This is a genomic window from Dactylosporangium sp. McL0621, from assembly GCF_049995355.1.
In the GTDB taxonomy this organism is placed as follows: domain Bacteria; phylum Actinomycetota; class Actinomycetes; order Mycobacteriales; family Micromonosporaceae; genus Dactylosporangium.
Genome location: NZ_CP188259.1, coordinates 7,634,387 through 7,652,625, shown reverse-complemented (window position 1 = coordinate 7,652,625; position 18,239 = coordinate 7,634,387). Strand labels below are relative to the sequence as shown.

Annotated in this window: 18 protein-coding genes and 1 pseudogene; 10 read left to right on the top strand and 9 right to left on the bottom strand. The window is 67.7% G+C overall.

The window, feature by feature from the left end; genetic code table 11:
• Positions 1-59 precede the first annotated feature (59 nt).
• Entirely contained in the window at positions 60-419 is a 360-nt protein-coding gene (locus ACPPVO_RS36130) for a hypothetical protein (protein WP_426503028.1), read from the bottom strand.
• A 21-nt stretch (positions 420-440) separates the two neighbouring features.
• On the opposite strand from ACPPVO_RS36130, the gene ACPPVO_RS36125 reads away from it, so the two are divergent.
• Positions 441-683, top strand: coding sequence for a hypothetical protein (locus ACPPVO_RS36125; RefSeq protein WP_426503027.1), 243 nt, complete (start codon positions 441-443; stop codon positions 681-683).
• A 313-nt stretch (positions 684-996) separates the two neighbouring features.
• Here the strand turns inward: ACPPVO_RS36125 and ACPPVO_RS36120 are convergent.
• Positions 997-1,801, bottom strand: a pseudogene (locus ACPPVO_RS36120) (SAM-dependent methyltransferase).
• A 104-nt stretch (positions 1,802-1,905) separates the two neighbouring features.
• The gene (locus ACPPVO_RS36115) at positions 1,906-2,175 is read right to left on the bottom strand and encodes an EAL domain-containing protein (protein WP_426503026.1); all 270 of its coding nucleotides are present in this window, start codon (positions 2,173-2,175) and stop codon (positions 1,906-1,908) included.
• A gap of 709 nt (positions 2,176-2,884) precedes the next feature.
• Here ACPPVO_RS36115 and ACPPVO_RS36110 point away from each other — a divergent pair.
• Positions 2,885-4,045: an LPXTG cell wall anchor domain-containing protein gene (locus ACPPVO_RS36110; protein WP_426503024.1), complete on the top strand. Its 1,161-nt coding sequence runs from the start codon at positions 2,885-2,887 to the stop codon at positions 4,043-4,045.
• Positions 4,046-4,441: 396 nt separating this feature from the next.
• Here ACPPVO_RS36110 and ACPPVO_RS36105 read toward each other — a convergent pair whose 3' ends face one another.
• The 4 genes from ACPPVO_RS36105 to ACPPVO_RS36090 form a co-directional block, all read right to left on the bottom strand.
• Positions 4,442-5,365, bottom strand: coding sequence for a sensor histidine kinase (locus ACPPVO_RS36105; RefSeq protein WP_426503023.1), 924 nt, complete (start codon positions 5,363-5,365; stop codon positions 4,442-4,444).
• A gap of 13 nt (positions 5,366-5,378) precedes the next feature.
• Complete coding sequence (locus ACPPVO_RS36100; protein ID WP_426503022.1) at positions 5,379-5,783, bottom strand: hypothetical protein; 405 nt, start codon at positions 5,781-5,783, stop codon at positions 5,379-5,381.
• Between the two features lie 651 nt (positions 5,784-6,434).
• Positions 6,435-7,715 carry a tetratricopeptide repeat protein gene (locus ACPPVO_RS36095; protein ID WP_426503021.1) on the bottom strand — a complete coding sequence of 427 codons (1,281 nt, stop codon included), beginning with the start codon at positions 7,713-7,715 and terminating at the stop codon, positions 6,435-6,437.
• Positions 7,670-8,533, bottom strand: coding sequence for a hypothetical protein (locus ACPPVO_RS36090; RefSeq protein WP_426503020.1), 864 nt, complete (start codon positions 8,531-8,533; stop codon positions 7,670-7,672). The genes ACPPVO_RS36095 and ACPPVO_RS36090 overlap by 46 nt, the downstream gene beginning before the upstream one ends.
• 144 nt (positions 8,534-8,677) lie before the next feature.
• Between ACPPVO_RS36090 and ACPPVO_RS36085 the strand changes: the two genes are divergently transcribed.
• The 3 genes from ACPPVO_RS36085 to ACPPVO_RS36075 all read left to right on the top strand — a co-directional run bounded on the left by ACPPVO_RS36085 (position 8,678) and on the right by ACPPVO_RS36075 (position 11,486).
• Complete coding sequence (locus ACPPVO_RS36085; RefSeq protein WP_426503019.1) at positions 8,678-8,821, top strand: hypothetical protein; 144 nt, start codon at positions 8,678-8,680, stop codon at positions 8,819-8,821.
• A gap of 276 nt (positions 8,822-9,097) precedes the next feature.
• A complete protein-coding gene (locus ACPPVO_RS36080; RefSeq protein WP_426503018.1) occupies positions 9,098-10,570 on the top strand; it encodes a DUF2252 domain-containing protein in 1,473 nt (490 codons plus the stop codon).
• A gap of 772 nt (positions 10,571-11,342) precedes the next feature.
• Complete coding sequence (locus ACPPVO_RS36075) at positions 11,343-11,486, top strand: hypothetical protein (RefSeq protein ID WP_426503017.1); 144 nt, start codon at positions 11,343-11,345, stop codon at positions 11,484-11,486.
• Between the two features lie 1,352 nt (positions 11,487-12,838).
• On the opposite strand, the gene ACPPVO_RS36070 is transcribed toward ACPPVO_RS36075, so the two are convergent.
• Positions 12,839-13,963, bottom strand: coding sequence for an ISL3 family transposase (locus ACPPVO_RS36070; protein WP_426503016.1), 1,125 nt, complete (start codon positions 13,961-13,963; stop codon positions 12,839-12,841).
• 262 nt (positions 13,964-14,225) lie between these two features.
• Between ACPPVO_RS36070 and ACPPVO_RS36065 the strand changes: the two genes are divergently transcribed.
• Both ACPPVO_RS36065 and ACPPVO_RS36060 read left to right on the top strand, forming a co-directional pair.
• Entirely contained in the window at positions 14,226-14,453 is a 228-nt protein-coding gene (locus tag ACPPVO_RS36065) for a hypothetical protein (protein ID WP_426503015.1), read from the top strand.
• Between the two features lie 243 nt (positions 14,454-14,696).
• The gene (locus tag ACPPVO_RS36060) at positions 14,697-15,146 is read left to right on the top strand and encodes a group II truncated hemoglobin (RefSeq protein ID WP_426503014.1); all 450 of its coding nucleotides are present in this window, start codon (positions 14,697-14,699) and stop codon (positions 15,144-15,146) included.
• Between the two features lie 183 nt (positions 15,147-15,329).
• Here ACPPVO_RS36060 and ACPPVO_RS36055 read toward each other — a convergent pair whose 3' ends face one another.
• Positions 15,330-15,887 (bottom strand): hypothetical protein, encoded by a 558-nt coding sequence (locus ACPPVO_RS36055; RefSeq protein WP_426503013.1) that lies wholly within the window; start codon positions 15,885-15,887, stop codon positions 15,330-15,332.
• An 825-nt stretch (positions 15,888-16,712) separates the two neighbouring features.
• Here ACPPVO_RS36055 and ACPPVO_RS36050 point away from each other — a divergent pair.
• From ACPPVO_RS36050 to ACPPVO_RS36040, 3 genes are all read left to right on the top strand, one after another.
• Positions 16,713-16,973, top strand: coding sequence for a hypothetical protein (locus tag ACPPVO_RS36050; protein WP_426503012.1), 261 nt, complete (start codon positions 16,713-16,715; stop codon positions 16,971-16,973).
• A gap of 180 nt (positions 16,974-17,153) precedes the next feature.
• Positions 17,154-17,561: a hypothetical protein gene (locus ACPPVO_RS36045; protein ID WP_426503011.1), complete on the top strand. Its 408-nt coding sequence runs from the start codon at positions 17,154-17,156 to the stop codon at positions 17,559-17,561.
• Entirely contained in the window at positions 17,546-18,226 is a 681-nt protein-coding gene (locus tag ACPPVO_RS36040) for an HAD family hydrolase (protein ID WP_426503010.1), read from the top strand. Before ACPPVO_RS36045 ends, ACPPVO_RS36040 begins: the two co-directional genes overlap by 16 nt.
• Positions 18,227-18,239 lie beyond the last annotated feature (13 nt).

Below are 18,239 nucleotides of genomic sequence, written 5' to 3'. Positions count from 1 at the left end.
CATCGGATCGCCGGTACTCGATGCACACGTCGCCCGCCACCTCGCCGTCGACGCGGACGTCATGGATCTCTACCTGACGGGGTGGCCGCCCCGGCCTGCCCTGGAGCGAAGCATGAAGGATCGCGAGCGGCAGTCAGCTCGTCGGCGATCAGCTCACAGCGCTCGGCAGCGAGGTGGGCAACGCCGCGGACGCCGGCGCTCGCTGGTGCTCCATCGTCCTGCTCGCTCGTGTGCGACCACACGTCGGCAAACTTGTCGACGATGCGCTGAGGTCTGCCCTGCGGACCGAGACCAGCAGCGCGCATCTGCGAACCGTCGGCTTCGTGCTCGCAGGCCTGCACCCGACCATCACCTGAGGAGAACCTGCTGATGTTCATCGCCGAGGTCGGTCCGGGCGAGGAAGTCGTCGAGTCCATCACCCGTCAGATCGCCGATGGAAGATGGCGGCCGCCTCGCTGATCATCGTCGGTGCGGTCAAGGGCTGCACCATCTCGGTCATGCCGAAGGACGACGAGACCAACGACATCCTGACTGACTACGACCAGCCGTTCGAGATCACCGGCACCGGCGAGGTCATCAACGGCACGTCCACGTTCACGTGTCGGCCGGCGGCGAAGGACGAACCGTGGTCGGACACCTGCACCGCGCGATTGTGTCGCACTGGTTCGTCCGGGCCTACGTGACCCCGATCGGCTGATCGCACGCTCGTAGTGTGGGGTCTGTGCGGTAGCAACGTGCTGGCTACGCCCGCACTCATCGACACCCCGGCCAGCACCGTGTCGGCCGGCAGGTCGTGTACGGCCTGATGCGCACGCTGCTCGATGGTGGCCCAGCCGATCTGATGGTCCTTCAACCGGAAGCTCTCATCGAGAGTCGAAGCCGTCAGGCTGGCGTCGAGGTCGGGCGTGACGACTCCGTGCGCGGCGGCGCGCAGCCGATTTGCGGCGTGCGGTTGGGGCGCGGCGGCGGGGCGGAGGTGCTTACGCGTTGGGGGTGTTACGGCTTTCTGGCCAGGCCGGCGAGGATGGTGCTGGATTCGGGGTTGACCGCGGTCGGGTCGGTTTGGCTGGGTTGCCATTGGGAGGCCCAGACGAGGCCGGGGGGATGAGGTCGAAGCCTTCGAAGAATCGCAGGATCTCGTTGTGGGTGCGCAGGGTGCCGCCTGCTGAGGTGCTGCGCCGGTAGATCGCGGCGACGGCGTCGGTGTCGTGGGGTCCGACGGCTTCTTGGGCGGCGTGGGAGAGCGCGAGGTAGCTGCCCGGCGGGAGGGCGTCGCGGAGGTGGGCGACGGCGGTGAAGACGTGGTCGTCGGCGATGAAGTGCAGCGTTGAGACGATGAGGAGGCCGACGGGTTGGCTGAGGTCGAGGGTGCTGCAGACGGCGTGGTGGGTCAGGATCGCGTCGGGGTGGCGCAGGTCGGCGCGGATGGCGGTGGCGTTGTCGTTGCCGCGCAGCAGTTCGATGCGACGGCGACGGCGACGGGGTCGACGTCGACGTAGACGACGCGGCTGGGCGGGTCGGTGTCCGCGACGAGTTCGTGGACGTTGCCGACGGTGGGGATGCCGGAGCCGATGTCGAGGAACTGGCGGATGCCGAGGTCGGCGAGGTGGCGTACGGCGTTGCGGAGGAACAGGCGGTTGGCCTGGGCGATTTCGCGGGCGTTGGGGATGATGGCGAGGATCTGTTCGGCGGCTTCGCGGTCGGCGGCGAAGTTGTGGTGGCCGCCGAGCCAGTAGTCGTACATGCGGGCCGGGCTCGGCATCTGGACGTCGATGTCGGTGTTCCAGTCTTCAGCCGCCATACGGACCGTTGTATCACCCGGATTCGGTTGTCGTCATGGGTCGGTCGGCTGCGGATCGGATAGTCGAAATTTTCGATCGTCGATGTCCCCGTGGAGTGGGCGGGTCATGGTCTGGGAGTTGCGGCGAGGAAGTCGCGGACGTCGGCGGGGCGCAGCGGGTCGGTGAAGTAGGTGCCTTGGGCGGTGTCGAATCGCAGGCGGGCCGCGCGGTCGGCTTGGCCGTGGCTGGTGACGCCGGTGGCGGTGGCGGTGGCGCCGAGGCTGTGTGCGAGCTCGACGAGGGCTTTGAGGATGTTGGCGTCGGATCGGTGAAGCGTGGGCGCGTCGAGGCGGTGCACGACCCGCCGGGCGAATTTGACTTCGGTGATCGACATGGCGGGCAGGGCCGGCGGAGGTGGCGCGCATGCTGCTTCTGGCAACGCTGACTGCAATACTTCCTGTCCCCGCGGACCAGCCGGCGCACGCCGTCACGACGCACGATCACCCGCATGCTCCGGCCGCAGCGGTCGCATGGCTGTGTGGCGCGATCGCCGACCTCTTCCTTGAGTACCTTGACCCGCCAGGCTCGTTGCCGGCACGCAGGGGAGCAGAAGCGCGTACTCGTCATAGGCAAGCACCTCGGCAGTGCGGTGGGCCTCGGCGAGCGGACCCACGAAACGAGTCACCACGGCTTGTCGACCATCGGGCCACTGAGCGTAGATCGCGCCGCCGAGCCTCCCATGCGCAGCGCGACCGACGACCCTCAAACCCGCGCCTGTACGTCTATTGATCGCCGAGACGACTTCGTGATCTCGTACCGCTGAAGACGCACTGTCCATAACCGAAGCCCCACGCCAGACCGCATTCGAGGCGATCAACCTTCGGCACCCTGCACCGGGGTACGGCACCAACGTACAGCAAATGTGCCATCCACCCTCACGGCCGGGACTTCCGGCCGAGGGCGGGTGCTTGCCGCGAAAACGGCCGGTTGTTCGTAGCACGGCGGTATTTCGCCGGTTTCCGCCGAAAATTTGATCACACTCGCAGCCGCCCCTAAAATCGCGCCCGGCTTGGCTCACAAGCCCTCGCGGGGGAGGAAACGGCATGCGGTTGCGGCTCGGACTGTTCGTGTCCACGGCATTGGTCCTGGTCGCGGCGGCAACGCCCGGAGGGGTCGCGCAGGCGGATCCGTCGGCAGGAACGCCGCTGGGCGGCCCGGTGAAAATCCTGTCGGCCAGCGTCCCGGTCCAGAACCGCGCAGATCTGGCGATCGACGTCAAGGTCCGCAACGACGGCACCTTGCCGACTGTCGGAGTCAAGTTCCGCCTGACCTTCCTCCGGCAGCACCCGGCCGACGACGATTCGCTGGTCTGGCACGACGACCAGCGGGAGAACGAGGTCTGCCGGCATGTGGACTACATGTCGGCCGCAGTCGACTGCACGTACCACATGACCATCGCCCCGGGCGCGACCGCCGGCATCGCGATCCACGCCCTGGTGGACCCGACCTCGTCCAGCCTGCACTCGCCCCCGCCGCCGCTCGTGAAGATTGTCGCGGGCGACGACCCCGACACGGGCGACTCGCTGACGACCGCCCCGGTCGACCGGATCAAGCAGCTCAGCGACTTCGCCGCGACGATCGTGGCCCAGCCCCGGGGCCGCGTCGGCGACATCGTCGACGTGGCTTGGGCCGTCACGAACAATGGACCGCGGGCGGCGCCGGGCTACGGCCTTGACCTGGTGGCCCCGTCGGGGACCGAGTGGGTCGGCGACGCCGCGGCCAACTGTGGTCCGCCCCCGAGGACGGTGTACAGGTGCAAAGCCCCGGCCCTGGGGGCCGGCCAGACGTACTCCGAGACCTGGCAGCTGCGGATCGTCTCGGCCAACGTCGCCACGGCCGGCAAGATCCAGGTGTTCACGGACTGGTACGGGCTCGGCAACGACATGATCGACCCGTACTTCAGCACGCTGGACGAGGACCATTCGAACAACACGGCCGCCGTCAACGTCACCCTTGACACGAGTCCCCGCCCGTCGGCGAGCGTCAAGCCGTCAGCCAGCCACAGCAGCGGTCCCGGCGGCGGACTCACTCCGGCCGATCCCTCGGCCGGCGCGTCGACGACCCCGGGCGCGGCGGGCCCGCTGCCGAAGACCGGCTCGGACATCACCGTCTACGCGATCGTCGGGTTCGCCGCCGTGGCCGCGGGCGCGTTCCTGCTGGTCGCCGTCCGCAGCCGGCGCCGCGCGCGGTTCAGTGCCGAGTGACCGCCGCCGTGTAGGACGCGGATCCGGCGACCGCCGCCGGTCCGCCGGGCATCCGTCCGGACCGGACCAGCCGAACCATGGACGAACTGAGCCACGCGTTCGTGCCATCCAAGCCTGCGCAAACGCGGTGCCCGCCCTGAAACGGGCCGCTGGAGCCACCACCGCGGAGGCGCCGAGCACGGTCACCCAGCCGATGCGCGCGGATACGGACGATGATCATGGCACCAGCTCGTGCCGCTGGCCGAGAAATGCACCCGGCAACCGCCTGGGACGGCTGGTCCGTCAATAACTCCCCAGCCCTCGTCCGCGTGGAACTCGCGCACAACACCACTGTCGGCCACGTCGCCGGCATGACCTTGTCTTCCCGCCGACATATGCGCCGACGCGGGGTGGTGCTCAGGCGGTCAGGGTGAACGAGAACGTCGCGCCGCGGCCGGGTTCGCTCTCGGCCCACACGCGGCCGCCGTGGCGGTCGATGATGCGCTGTACCGCCGTCAGGCCGATGCCCGTCCCCGGGAACTCCGAGGCGTCGTGCAGCCGGCCGAACGGGTGGAACAGCTCCTCCGCCCGTTCCGAGGGAAAGCCGGCGCCGTTGTCGCGGACGAAGTACACCGGGCCGTCGCAGCCGATGTCGATCGCCGGTTCCAGGATGCGCGACGTGAACTTCCAGGCGTCGCCCACCAGGTTGGCGTAGACCGCGCGCACGAGGTCCGCGTCGCAGGCGGCCGTCATCTGCGGGGCGATCGAGACGCGGACCGTGCGGGCCGGGTCGCGCTGGCGGAGCTCGTCCACCACGTCCAGGGCCAGGGCCGACAGGTCGACGGGGTGGTGCTGGATCTGGCCCCGGTTCGCGTGCGCCAGCTGCAGCAGCGACTCGATAAGCCCGTTTATGCGGGTCGCCGCGCCGTGGATGCGGCTCAGGTGCGCGGCGGCCTCCTCCGAGGCGTCCTCGGCCAGCAGCTCGCTGTAGCTCAGGATCGTCTGCAGGGGCGAGCGCAGGTCGTGCGACACCGAGCCGCTGAACGCCTCCAGCTCGCGGTTGCGCCACTCCAGCTCCTCGACCAGCTGGGTGCGCGCCTCGGCGAAGCGGCGCGCCGCGCGCTCCTCGGCCGCCTCCATCTCGCGGCGCACGAGCTCGTCGCGGATGCGCCGGTTCTGCTCGTGCAGGTGCTGGCGGCGCAGGTGGGCGCGGACGTGGGCGCGCAGGGTGCCGGTGCCGTCGGCGCGGCGCACGTAGTCGTCGGCGCCGGCGGCCAGGCACTCCAGCAGGACGTCGTCGTGGCCGACGATGATGATCGGCATGTCGCGCAGGAGCGGCACGGCGCGGATGCGGTCACAGAGCTTCGGCCTTACCATCCGCGGCGATCGACTGGCTGAGTTCGTCGAGCTGCAGGCCACGCTGCGGGTTGTCGGCGCGCAGCGCGGCGATCTTCTCGGCGGCCTCGATCTCGCCGAGGCGGTCCTCGATCCGGTCGCGTTCGTCCCGCAGCGCGGCGCGCTGCGCGTTGATGGCCGTGCTCGGGTCCGGGGCCGCGGTCCACGGGCTGACGGTGCCGGACGTCGAGCACCGTGAGGGTGGCTCGGCAGCGGCCGGCGGCGCGGCGGGCGTCGTCTTGCACGGTTTGGAAGTTGTCGAGGGTCTGCTCGTCCAGGCCGAGCTCGGCGAGGTTCGCCAGGGCCAGCTCGACCTGCGCGACGTCGTCGTCGAGCGCTGTGGCGAGCGCGGTGAAGAACGCACGCGTTGCACTCCAAGACGCGGTTGCTACAGGCGGCGACACAAGGTCGGACACTGTCAATCGAGCCCTCCTGTTCTACGCCGAGGTTCAACGAATGGCCACGAAAGGTCGTGGCCGCTTCACGTTCCGGACCAAGCAGGGACTGATGAAACAGGTTCGCGTGTCGAACGGCTAAATCGGTACCGTCCCACTTCAGCGGCCTCCAGATAGACAGTCGGCGCGCGCGTGGGTCAAAACGAGCCATGCAGTTCTCGCGGGCAGGGTTCCAAGCATCGAGACGGGCTGGCTCAGCCTGACCAGGTGATAGACCTGCCATACAAGCCGAAATCCAAGCCGGTCGCGACATCGCCGGCTCCGGTAAGCCCGAATCGTTGTATCCGACGGGCATCCGCGGCAGCGCCAGCCCGAGCTTGCTGCGTGACAAATGCTGCCAACGCGCCGTTGTGGCCCCGGTCAATAGCCTGTCGGTACAAGGTCTCTGCTCCGGCAGCATCGGCCTGCTCTCGTAGCCTGGCCAGAAGTGTCAACACCCGATTGTTGCCGCGGTCAGCGGCCTGGACCGCTAGAGCCTCTGCTCCGGCGGCATCCCCAGCCCGCTCCCGCAGTCTGGCCAGAATCATGACCGCGGTGGTATTGCCGCGGTCAGCGGCCTCCTAGTACAGGGCATCTGCACCCGCGGTGTCCCCGACACGCTTCCGCTGGCGGGCCAGGATCAGCAACATATCGGTGTTGCCGCGGTCAGCGGCCTGCCGGTACAGGGCTTCCGCACCCTTAACGTCCCCGGCGCTCATTCGCACTTCGGCCAGGCCGACGAACCCGCCGGTGTTGCCGCGGTCGACTGCCTGCCGGTACAAGGCGTTGGCGCCCTCGGTATCCCCGGCACGCTTCCGTTGTCTGGCCATGGCGATTAACCCGCCGGTGTTGCCGCGGTCGACTGCCTGCCGGTACAGGGCGTCGGCGCCCTCGGCATCCCCGGCACGCTTCCGCCGTCTGGCCAGGATCAGCGGCGCGTGCGTGTCGCCGCGGTCGACTTCCTGCCGATACAGGGCGTCGGCGCCCTCGGCATCTCCAGCGCGCTCCCGCTGGCGGGCCAGGGCTAACAGTCCCTGTGTACTGCCCCGGTCGGCGGCCTGGTGTGCTAACGCCTCGGCGCCGACGGCATCCTCAGCCTGCTCCAGCAGCATGGACAAAGCCTGCAAAGCGTGAACGCTGCCCAGGTCGACGGCGCGGGCGTACAGCCAGATCGCATGCTGGTACCGGCCCCGCGCCTCAGCTCGCCGACCGAGAATCGCCAACAGATCAGGGTCGGTAACCACGGCGGCAAACGCGCTCCACAAGCTGTCGGGCGGATAGACGCCGGCACGTTGGCTGCGGCCGGTCTGTTCGAGGTAATCGGCTAGCCGGTAGCACGGCTGCCCGCTGGCGGGGTTCGGATCGCTGGGGCGGATGCGGATGCGGGTGAGCGGTCCGCGGGCGCCTTTGCACGGCCGGGCCGTGTAGGCGAGGGCTTGTTCCAGCCAATCCTCGCCAAGGCTGTCCCAGTCGTGGTCGTCGAGGTAGGCCGGTGCAGCCTGCTCCAGCAGGGCATGTGGCAGCGCAAGCGGGTGGCCGAGCCGGCGGGCGTCCATCGCCACCCGGATAATCGCTCTGGCGGCGGGTGGCGCGGTGCGGTACCGGTTCTCCAGTTCGGGGGCGCCGGCCAGGTACTGGGTGATCCGGCCGCCCTCTGCGTCGTCGGCGGCCAGCCGCAGCCGTGGATCGACCCCCGCCGCGTCCAGCCCGGCCATCTCGGCGGGAGTGAACGCGTCCGGCACGGTGATCGCGGTACCCGCCAGCAGGTCGCGGGCCTGCGCACACGGATCCGGCTCGCCCGCCTCCGGGCGGGTCGTCAACGCCGACCAGTACTGCGGCCACAGGGTGGCCAGCACCAGCACCGGCCCCCGTGCACGGTCGTGCAGCAGGCTGCGCAGCCCGGCGGCGATCCGCTCGCCAGTCGCGCGTCGGGCGGGGACAGATAGTGCTGGGCCTCGTTGAGCCACACCACCGTGTGCGGCACCACTCCGGCCAGCGCCTGTGCAGCGGCCTCGGGACGGGTCGGATCATACGGATGCCACACTCGCCACCGACCCGGCTCCCGCCCGTCGAGGTACTGCACGAGTTCCCAGCAGGCCCGGGTCTTACCCGTCGACGACCCGCCCACCACCGTTACTAACGTCGACGACCCGGCCATCACCCGATCCGCCGCCTGCCGCAGCAACGCGTCGTGTTCCCGTGGTAGGTAGGCCGGCAGCGGGTCCAATCCAATACCGGGAATCGAGATCGCCGGGTGCACCTCCAACATCAGCGGGTCACATCCACTGACCGGCCAACCTAGCCGAGCCGGTGGCTCCACCGGCTCTGGTGGGAGCGCGGTCTTCGCGGTGAGCCACAGGTACCGAATCCGGTCCGCCACGATCGCAGTGTCGGCGCAACCCGCCTCGCGGACCAACGCGACTGCGACGGTGACCGTGTCCTGCTGCGACCCCATCCCGTCACCGGAGATGATCTTTCTGATCAAATCCTTGCCCGGCGACCCAGGCAGATCATCATCCTTAGCGATCGTCGTAGCCAGATCGCCCAGTCGGGGACTGTCGGCCTCCACATACAACCGGTAGACCGCGTCGCGTAGATCACGTTCCGGCCCGGCGGGCAGGGCCGCACGTTCCACCGACCTACCACGCCGGATCTCTGATCGGGACTCGTCGGCATCCATCGCCGAACCAGCATGCCTCATCCGCCTCCGCCGGGGCTCGGTCGGCACTCATCGGCACCGGAAGCGGGCCGTACGGGGGACCTCAGTCTGAACGCACAGCCGGCGCCGGCTCCCGCGTTCCGACTCACACCGATGGAGCACTTGATGACCCGATCGCAGCACAACGGACGCAGGCGTCGGCCGGAGGACCAGTCCACCCGACTTCTCTCGGCCGCCGTTACCGGCCTGCTCGCCGGGCTCACCCGCGCAGCCGCTGACTGGCTGCTGCATTTGTTCACCAACCGTTAGCTATCCCGAGGGGGGTGGGATCCCGACACCAGGGATCCCGCCCATCCCACTTTGTGCAGACGATGCACACGACTTCGGACATCGACCGAAGCGACTGATGTGGTGTTGGGGTGTGTACCCCAACACCACGCTTTGCGGCCGGTCGGTCCATTGGCGTCTTCGGGTCCGTCACAGCGCCGGCAGCAAACACCCGGTGCGGGTGAGGGGCGGGTTGAGCGGATGTGCGGACACTCATGATGCCGTGCAGTGGCACCTGTCCGACATGGAGGAACCGCTATGACCACAACGGTAGGAGATGCCGCGGCGAAGGGTTCGGCGGAGCGGGCCTCGCACGGCCGCGCCATGCTCGCGCCGACGGGGGAACGCGCCGGCCGCGCCAATCGCACCGCGCTGGGTGAGGATGCCCGTGCCACGGCGCCGCTGGAGTCTCACGCCGACGTCGGGCCCGACGATGCGCGAGATCCGGTCGCGCTCCTACTGACCCAGGCCCCCTCCAGGGTGCCCGAGCTGGTGCCGATCCGGCACGGCCGGATGCTGGTGTCGCCGTTCACGTACTTCCGTGGCGCCGCGCTGCCGATGGCGGCGGACCTAGCCGCAACGCCGGTGTCCGGCCTGCGGGTGCAGTTGTCCGGAGACGCGCACCTGTTGAACTTCGGAGCGTTCGCCTCGCCGGAGCGAAGCCTGGTCTTCGACCTCAACGACTTCGACGAGACCCTGCCCGGCCCGTTCGAGTGGGACGTCAAGCGCCTGGCCGCAAGCTTTGTCATCGCGGGACGCGACATCGGGTTCTCGGCCAAGGCGCAGCGCACGGCAGCCGCGGCGGCCGCCGAACGGTACCGCACGGCGATGCAGGACTTCGCCGGCCAGCCGGTCATGGGCGTCTGGAACGCCCGGCTGAACGTCAAGCAAGACATCGAACAGTTCAAGTCAATGATCAAGGCCAGGCAGCTCAAGGCGGCCGAGGCGCGCCTGGCCAAGGCCCGCACCCGTGACAGCATGCAAGCGCTCGGCAAACTCACCACGCTGGTCGACGGCCAGCGGAGGATCATCAGCGCACCGCCCACGACCGTACCGATTGAAGAGCTCTTCAGCGACGTGCAGGCAGACGCGATATACGGGCTCGTCAACACGATGCTGGCCAGGTATAGACACAGCATGCAGTCCGACCGCCGGCATCTGCTCGATCAGTTCTCGGTCGAGCGGGTGGCCCGGAAGGTCGTCGGCGTCGGCAGTGTCGGTACCCGCGCCTGGATCGTGCTGCTGACCGCGGGCGATGGCGAAGAGCCGTTGTTCCTTCAGGTCAAGGAGGCCCAGCCGTCGGTTCTGGCCAGCTACTGCGGACGCAGCGAGTACAGCAATCAGGGCGAGCGTGTCGTCGCGGGGCAGCGGCTGATGCAGGCCGCCAGTGATATCTTCCTCGGCTGGACACGCAGCCGCGGACCGGCTGACGCTGCGGAACGCGACTACTACGTCCGGCAGTTGCGGGACTGGAAGTTCTCCGTGCCAATCGAGCGGATGCGCCCGCTGAGCATGACGCTCTACGCCCGGATGTGCGGATGGACCTTGGCCAGGGCCCACGCCCGCTCCGGCGACCGAGTCGCGATCGCTGCCTACCTCGGCGGCTCCGACGCATTCGACCAGGCGATCGTCGACTTCGCCGAAGCGTACGCCGACCGGAACGAGCGCGACTTCGCCGCGTTCCGGGAAGCCGCCGAACACAGCCGCATCGACGCCGTACGCGGCGTCTAGAGCGCCGCGCCCTCACGAACATCCACGAGCCACCACCGGTCTGCGCCCGGAACGGCGAAGGGACGGCGTTGGCCTCGCGCCACCGACATACCATGAGCGGAACTCGGGCAATGCCGAGATCGCTCTATATGTTCAGCGGGCTGGTCAGCCCCGGCCGGTACGTAAGAGGCGTCGAGCGATATCCCGCCGAGAGGACAAGGCCGGAAATACTCGGCTACACCAGGACAGGCACGGATAAACAGCCACTTGAACAGCCGAGCAACCTTGGAGCAATCCAAATCCACAATGGACGGTCGGAAAGCGCGTTTACGCAGGTAAATCGCGCTGCGATGCGACTCGCAATAATGATTCCCGATGATTAAAAGTCCGTAGGGTGAGCCGGGCTGGTAGGCGTGTCTGGTCCACCCGCACGACAGTGCAGCTGGATCACGTATCGCACGTCCGCGGCGGAGGCCGCGTCGCCCGGCCGAGCGGCGTTCACGGCAGTGCGCGTCTCTTCGAGGGGCACGGCATTTGAGCGCACACGGCACTCCGCCGTATCGATGTCGATCCGTAGCGCGGCGAGGACCGGTCCTTGCGGGAATGCACATGTTCGGGTGAATACCGGGTGGTAGCTTCACTCTGGTTGCTTGGCCCGGAGATAGGTCCGCGCACGTCGCCCCGGCATCCGCCAAGGTTTGCCTATCGTTCTGTGCTACTACCGTCAGTGCGGGCAGTGGACCGCGTTGTCGACGGAGGCGCCGTGCCGACCCCGGGATCGCAGCCCTTGTGGATGACCAGCGTGGCGGGGTTGGTCCTTGCCGCGCAGGCGGTCCAGCTTGCCATGGGCGAGCGTTGGGCCACGATCACCGACGACGGTCTGCAGTTCGCCGCCGGCGCGGGCGTCCACCGCGATCGCAATGTGTTCCTGCGGTGATCGGATGTCGCGCACGCCGCGAGCACCAACCGAACAGAACCGGCGCGTCCGCCTTGGCCATCACCGTCAGGAATGATGCTTCGCCGCCGCGCCTCGCGTAGACCAGCGACTACGGATGTGCGCTTCCGGAGCACAAAACCGTCCGTAACGACACGCTGGGACCCGTGTTTACCAGGGATTATAACTCTTCGAAAGCATCTGACCACGGATCAGATGTTCGGATTAGCGGACTGGCTGCCAGCCGGGCCCGGCGTCTAGGTCAACTCTGTACAACCTTGAGCCGGTAGTGCTCTGTCGCGCCAGGCGTTCAAGTGAGCTGACCGCCTGGGCTTCGGGGGAGCCGCTTGGCTTGGAGGCGCACCCAGGGCCCCGGCAAAGTCGTCAGGTGATGCCGAGCGACCCGGCCGGGGCCGGTGACCGTGCGTGGACAAGTCGGCTCAAAGGCACGAAGCCAGTCAGACCAAGGGTCACACGCACGGCCACCAGACCACAGCCCAGCACAATCAGGCTGCGACAGCGATCCTCACAGTCAGCCCAGGATCGCTCGGATGACCGCGGTGTCCCCGTCCAGTTCCAGCAGGTGTACGACGTACCCTCCCGGTTCGGGCTCGGCTCCGGGTTGGTCGCATCCGACTCGCCCGCCGCCGTCGGCGTGTACCGCCACAGTGCACCCGGGCCCTGCCATGAACCCGCCACCGCCGCCCCTGCCATTGGCGTCGGTCAGTCGCACACTGACACCGCCATGCTCCATGTAGGCCGACACCGTCCACCTGGCGAGTGGGAATTTGACCGAACCGGAGAAGGACACTTTGCAGTCGCCGTCGGCACACTCCGTGTACTTGGTGCCGCCCCCGCTCGGCACCTCCGTCTTCTGTGCCGCTTTGGGCTGCTGTGTCGCTTTGGGCTCCCGTGACTCGTCCGCGGTGGGGGAGGGAGATGCGGAAGGTTCGGCGTCACGGGGACTTGGGGGGGAAGCAGCGCGGGAGGCGGTCGCGGTATCGGAGGACGATTCCGCCTTGGAGTCGCAGCCGGCTACGGCCAAGACCAGCAGTAGCGCCCCGATCGCTGTGCGTTTTGTGGAGGAAAGTCGGCAATGCGGCATGCGCGGAGTCTAGCGGCCCGACTTTGCCGGAGCCCTGGAGGCGCACCTCCGGTCCCTCCTTTGAGAAAGGGTTGGCTGTTTCTTCCCTCCCCTGATGGGGCGGCGAGCAGCGCCGCTGTGTGAAGCATGTCAACCGGCCGAACCGGGTCGCGTTCGCCTGCTCCATGACGTGTTGTTGCAGAGTCGTTTTTCCGCTGCTTGCTGCATGGGGTTTGTCGGGTTCTGGCGATGATCTTGTGGTCCGGAGGAGTTAGTCGCTGAGCAGGATTCGGCGACGCAGGAGATCGAAGCCAGCCCGGCCATACATAGATCGTTTTATTGTTTTGATTCTGTTCACGGCGCCCTCGACCGGGCCGGAGCTCCAGATCATGGTTAGGCCAGCGATGACCGCGTCCAGGTCGCGGCGTAGGCCGGTGACCAGGGAGTGCAGGGCGGGCAGGTTGTCGGCCTGCACCCGCAGCATCCAGGCGGGTAGGCGGTCGCCGCGGTGCTTGTTCATGAGGTCGGCGAAGTCGCGGACGTGGCCGGCAAGGGCCCGGAGCTCGGGGCAGCTCGTGACTACGTCGGTAAGTTGGGCGTGCTGGTCCGGGGTCAAGTGCTGCGGGTCGGTCATGATCCAGCGGGTGATGTGACGCGGTTTCGGGACCGCCGGCCGGGTCGGTCGCGGCGCGGTGGGGACGGCTGCCCGCAAGGGGTGGAGCCAGCGGCGGATCGTCTGGACGCTGCCGGTGAACCCGAGGGCGGCCAGCTCGGCGTGCAGGACGGCGGCGTTGGTGACGCCGGCAGCGAACCGAGAGTCCAGGTGCTGGGTGTAGCCATCGAGCAGGCTGGCCCGGTTGACGGCCTTGACGAGCAGTTCGTCGACAGTGGCGGCGCGGGCGAAGCGACGCACTGTGTCGCGCTCCAGCTCGAGCCGCCGACCGATCTCGGCCAGTGAAGCGCCGTCGGCCAGCAGTTGCTGCACCGCGGTGTAGCGCTCGCGGGTGCGCACGACCAGCGACCGCTCGCGACCGCACACGTCGAGCGACCCGTCCGGCACGGCTGCTGCTGGTTCGGCGGCGCGGGTGGGCTCCGGGCCGGCCTCGCGGGCCGGGCTGGTGGCCGGCCCGACTTCGGCGGTCATCGCGGCCCGGACGCAGGCGTGGTGCGCGGTGACGGTCTTGTCCACGGCTTCGCCCACGTTGTGCCAAATATGCCATCTGTCCGCGACTTGGATTGCATCTGGTGCACCCGCACGGGCGCCTTCGGAGTACGCGCCGGCCCGGTCCCGGCAGATGATCTTCGCTCCGGGATGCTCCTGAAGCCAGGCGGTGAGAGGTTCGGCGTTGCGGCCCGGCAGCACGTCGACCGGGCGGTGGGTGCCCATGTCCAGCATAAGAAATAACCCGAGAGTTCCCGGTGTGGTCTGTCCATCGTGGAATCTGTTGCGTGGCGCTGACCTGGACATCTGCTGGTTCGACTGACGATGGACGTTGGGCTGACGTTACTTCAGGGTTCCTGAGTCGTTCTCGTCTGAGGTGACGGTCTCGCGTCGCCGGTGAAGACGAGGGGGCGCGGGTTGGGGTTGGCGGTTGTTCGGGATCTGCGCGAGGTGCGGCGGCCGGCGACGGCGGAGCAGATCGAGGACTTCGAGACCGATGTGCTGGCCGAAGGTCCCGGACGTCAGCCGGGAGGAGCTGGTCGAGATCGTCCGCCGCATCCAGGCGATGGACGACGACAGGCACTACTACCTGCTCGTGCTCAAGACCAACACCGTCCGGCCTGGAGTCAGCGACCTCATCTACTGGCCGCCTCCCCACCTCGTGGACGCCTCGGCTGAGGACATCGTCGACGAAGCACTTCGCTACCGGCCTACGGCACTATGAGACTCGAGGGGACGCACGCTTCTGCCGCGACCGGCGCGGAGGTACCGGCTGTGCCGATGATCATCGGTGGGACGAGGTACCGCGCAGGTCGGCCGTCTTACCGCCGGGCGACCAACAGCTCATCCAGCGTCATCCCGAGCGGGCCGTAGGTGACCACGCTCGTCACCACGAGGTACGGTCGCAGCGATCGGATCTTCGGGAAGCGCGCACGCCGCTCAGCCCCAGGCTACGGAGGACGAGGCAATGACCACTCTTTACGAATTCGCCGGCGGCGACGAGGCGCTGCATCGCCTGGAAGAACTGTTCTACACCAAAGTGCTGGACGACCCCGTGCTGCGCAGCGTGTTCCCCACTCGCCAGCCGAGCCACGTCGAACATCTCACGTGGTTCACCGCCGAGTCCTTCGGCGGCCCGAACAGATTCACCACCGGCCCCGGATTTCAGTACCTCATTGACGTCCACCGCCATCTGAAGATCACCGACGAGCAGCGGGAACGGTTCGTCGCCCTCTACCTCGAAGCGATCGATGAAGCCGGCCTACCGGACGACGACGCCTTCCGCGCGGCCGTAGGCGAGCACCTTGACTTCGGCGCCCGCGTGGCCCAGCAGAACTCGCATGCCGAGACCGATGACCAGCTGCATCCGATCCGTGAGGTCCCCGCCTGGACATGGCCGCGTCAGTCTGAGAACTGACGGGCATCTCGCCATCGGCAGCACTTGATCGGCTGCGCGCTCATGGCCGCGATTCTCGCGCGGTGGCCAACCCGGAGGTCGTCACGCTCCGTGGCCGCGGCTCGGCGCCGCCGGCGCACACTCGTAGCCGATGAGCGAGCATCTGATCTTGAATGGCGGACCTGGTGTCACACCGCAGAGCGTCTAGGTCCCGGCGTGGTCGTTCCAGAGGTCGTCATCGTCGATGAAGCGCAGGCGCGCTTGGCTGGGAATCCAAGGGAAGCGGATCTGTGGGCAGTGCGTCGGCCAGGGGCTGTGGGGGTCGAAAGCGAGTACGGCGTCGATGAACGGTTGCGGTGGCAGGTAGCCGTGGTCGGTGACGTAGTGACCGACCAGGTGCGGGGCCGCGTAGGCGATGTTGTCGTTGGCGGGGACTCTGATCTCGGAGGTGTTCGCGCTGGCGCGCTGGTGGCCAGGCCGGGGTTCGTACCAGGGGTGGGATAGCGGCAGCGGGGTGGAGCACAGGTCGCAGTCATGGTGGCCGAGCATGCTGTTGACGTCCTGAGCGTCAATGATGGCCAGGAGCCTGCTGACGAATCCTTCCGGGGCTGGAGCCGCGGTCCAGGGCTGGTCGGCTTGGAGCCAGCCGATGTTGAGGCGTTGGTAGGTCGGCTCGTAGCGCAGGAAGTGCATGCCGGTCGAACGGTCATACCACACTTCGTCGTGCGTGTACTCGTAGGGGGTGAGATCGTCGTAATACACGCGGTGATCATCGCACCGGATGCGCCCGGCCCGCGAGCGTGCTGAGGAAGGACACCGGAGCCCGCTGGTTAAACGAGTGTGCACGTGGCGTCCCTGCAGGGCCGGTGCCTTCTCGGGATGTGTTCTTCCATCGATCCTCTGCTGAACCGAGCGAATAGCTCCCCCAGAAAGCCGCACACCCGAAACCAGGGACGCCAGGCGACGACCATGACATCCGCTCACGCCGCGTTCCGGGGTTCGTCGGGTTGTCAGCGTTCGGGATACGGGGCGATCTCGGGCTTCCCAATCGGCTGCTGCTTGCGTGAGCTGCTCGTGGGGGTCATCTCGCACCTGACGACGTACGGTACGTCGGCACCGTGTCTAGGCCGCCAGGGCGGCGCGAATTCCAAGGACAGGCTGATGTCGAGCATCGCGGTGGCCCGACAGGTCGGGGCCGCCACCAGGGACAGATTGGGCTCGGTAAAACGTCAGCTCAGCCGATGACGCGACGTCTCCTGCGGCGGCAGGCATCGTGCAGCCCGCTGCGACATCGCGCAGCCACCTACCGACGCGTGGTGACTCGTCACACGTCAACGCCGGGTAGCGAAACCGCAGGAGCCCTCGACGCACGTCGCGCTTCCCTCAAGCATGTGCCAGCTAAAGCGGTGCGCCGGATCGGCCGCATCCGGGAACTGGTATCCGACCACTCGCAGTGCTCCGACGTGACCTTCGATGCCCACCAACCGCACGATCAACAGTGTCGCTGCTTGGCAACCGCTCTATGCCGCATCGTGCGCGTCTGCGCCGAGGCAACAGCACGGCGCGTGAGCGACTAGGCTGGCGATCATGGCGAGGCGGGCGGTTCAGGTTCGGGCGTGTGATCGCTGCGGCACGGAGCCGGCGAACACGTGGGTCATCACCGGCCCGGACGGCGCGCCGCGTGAGATCGAGTTGTGCGATCAGCACGGCGCTCCGATTGCGAACGCCTACGCCCTTGGCCGACCGGTACCGAAGGCGTCGTCGCGAGCTGGTCGGCCGCGGCTCGAAAGCCGGCCCGGAAAGGACACGGTCGGCGTCGTCGTGGAGCCCGAACCGATCTGGCGGTGAGGATCTGGCAGCACCACACCGCCGCGCTCTGCAACCGCTGCAACGGTTCCCGCAGTACTGCCGCGAGCGGTGCGTTTTGCCAGCCACACGATCAACATCGTTACATGATCTGGTGAACGTCGGGAGACCTGCGACGACGAGGCCGATTGGATCCCGGACCTGATTCGCGGTGTTCGACCGGTGACCCACCTGCGTGACCGGCTGGCGAGGGTCTGGCGCGTTGCTCAGCCGTGCCGCGATGCCGGCCAGCAGCGTCTGCCCGGTCGCCGGACTGACGGTATTGACCACCTGCCACGGCAGCAACTCGTCCGGAGTGAAGGGGTGCTGGTCGAGGTCCAGGTTCTGTGCGGCCATCGCGATTGCGAGAACGGGTGTGGCCAGGTTGTCCATGTCTTCGCCAGCGTCGTGCAGCGCTTCGATCACGGCGCCGACCCGGAGATCACCGCCCCTCTTCCCTTGGCGCGCTTTCCGGCGCGCTTGCTGCTCCCGAGGTTGGTGAGGTTCATCTGGTCCGATCACTGTGCGACGATGGGCCGGTGGAGCATCGGGATGCTGGCCTTGTGGTTTGGGACGTGGACGGCACGCTGATTCCGGCAGATCTTCGCTGGTTGCGCCGTTCTATCGCCCGAACGTACGAAATTGATGAGGCGGCCGTGACCTTCCCGGAGAAGAAGGTCCACGGTTACACCGACGAGTCCATCGTGATCGATACTGCGATCGCCTCCGGCATCGCGTCAGCCGAAGCCGAAGCCGGCGTCCCACGCTTTCACCAGGTTCTAGGGGAAGTCATGGAGGCGGGCCGCAACGAGCTTGCTCACGTTCAGCCGCCGTATCCCGGCGTCGCAGACAGTATCGGCGAGCTGCATCGGCGAGGCTTCGTGCAGACAGTTCTCACCGGGAACTTGCGAGTGGCGGCCGAGATCAAGATCCAATCGCTCGACCTTGAGGGTGAACTGGATCTGGAAATCGGGGGATACGGCTCCGACGAACGAGATCGGTTCCGTCTTCCTGCCGTCGTCACACGCCGCTACCAAAGCAAGTATGGAGCGGTGGTCTTGCCGCACCGGACCGTGGTGGTCGGAGACGCTCCGAACGACATCGCGTGCGCGAGAAGCGCAGGTTTCCGGGCTGTGGTGGTCGCGCATCGGGCAAGCCGGGAAGAACTATCGAGCTATGGCCCAGATGCCGTGTTGGACTCACTCGAGCCCAACTTGGTGGTCGCGACCATCGCTTCCCTCGTCCAGCAGGTTTGACCTACCCGCCTCC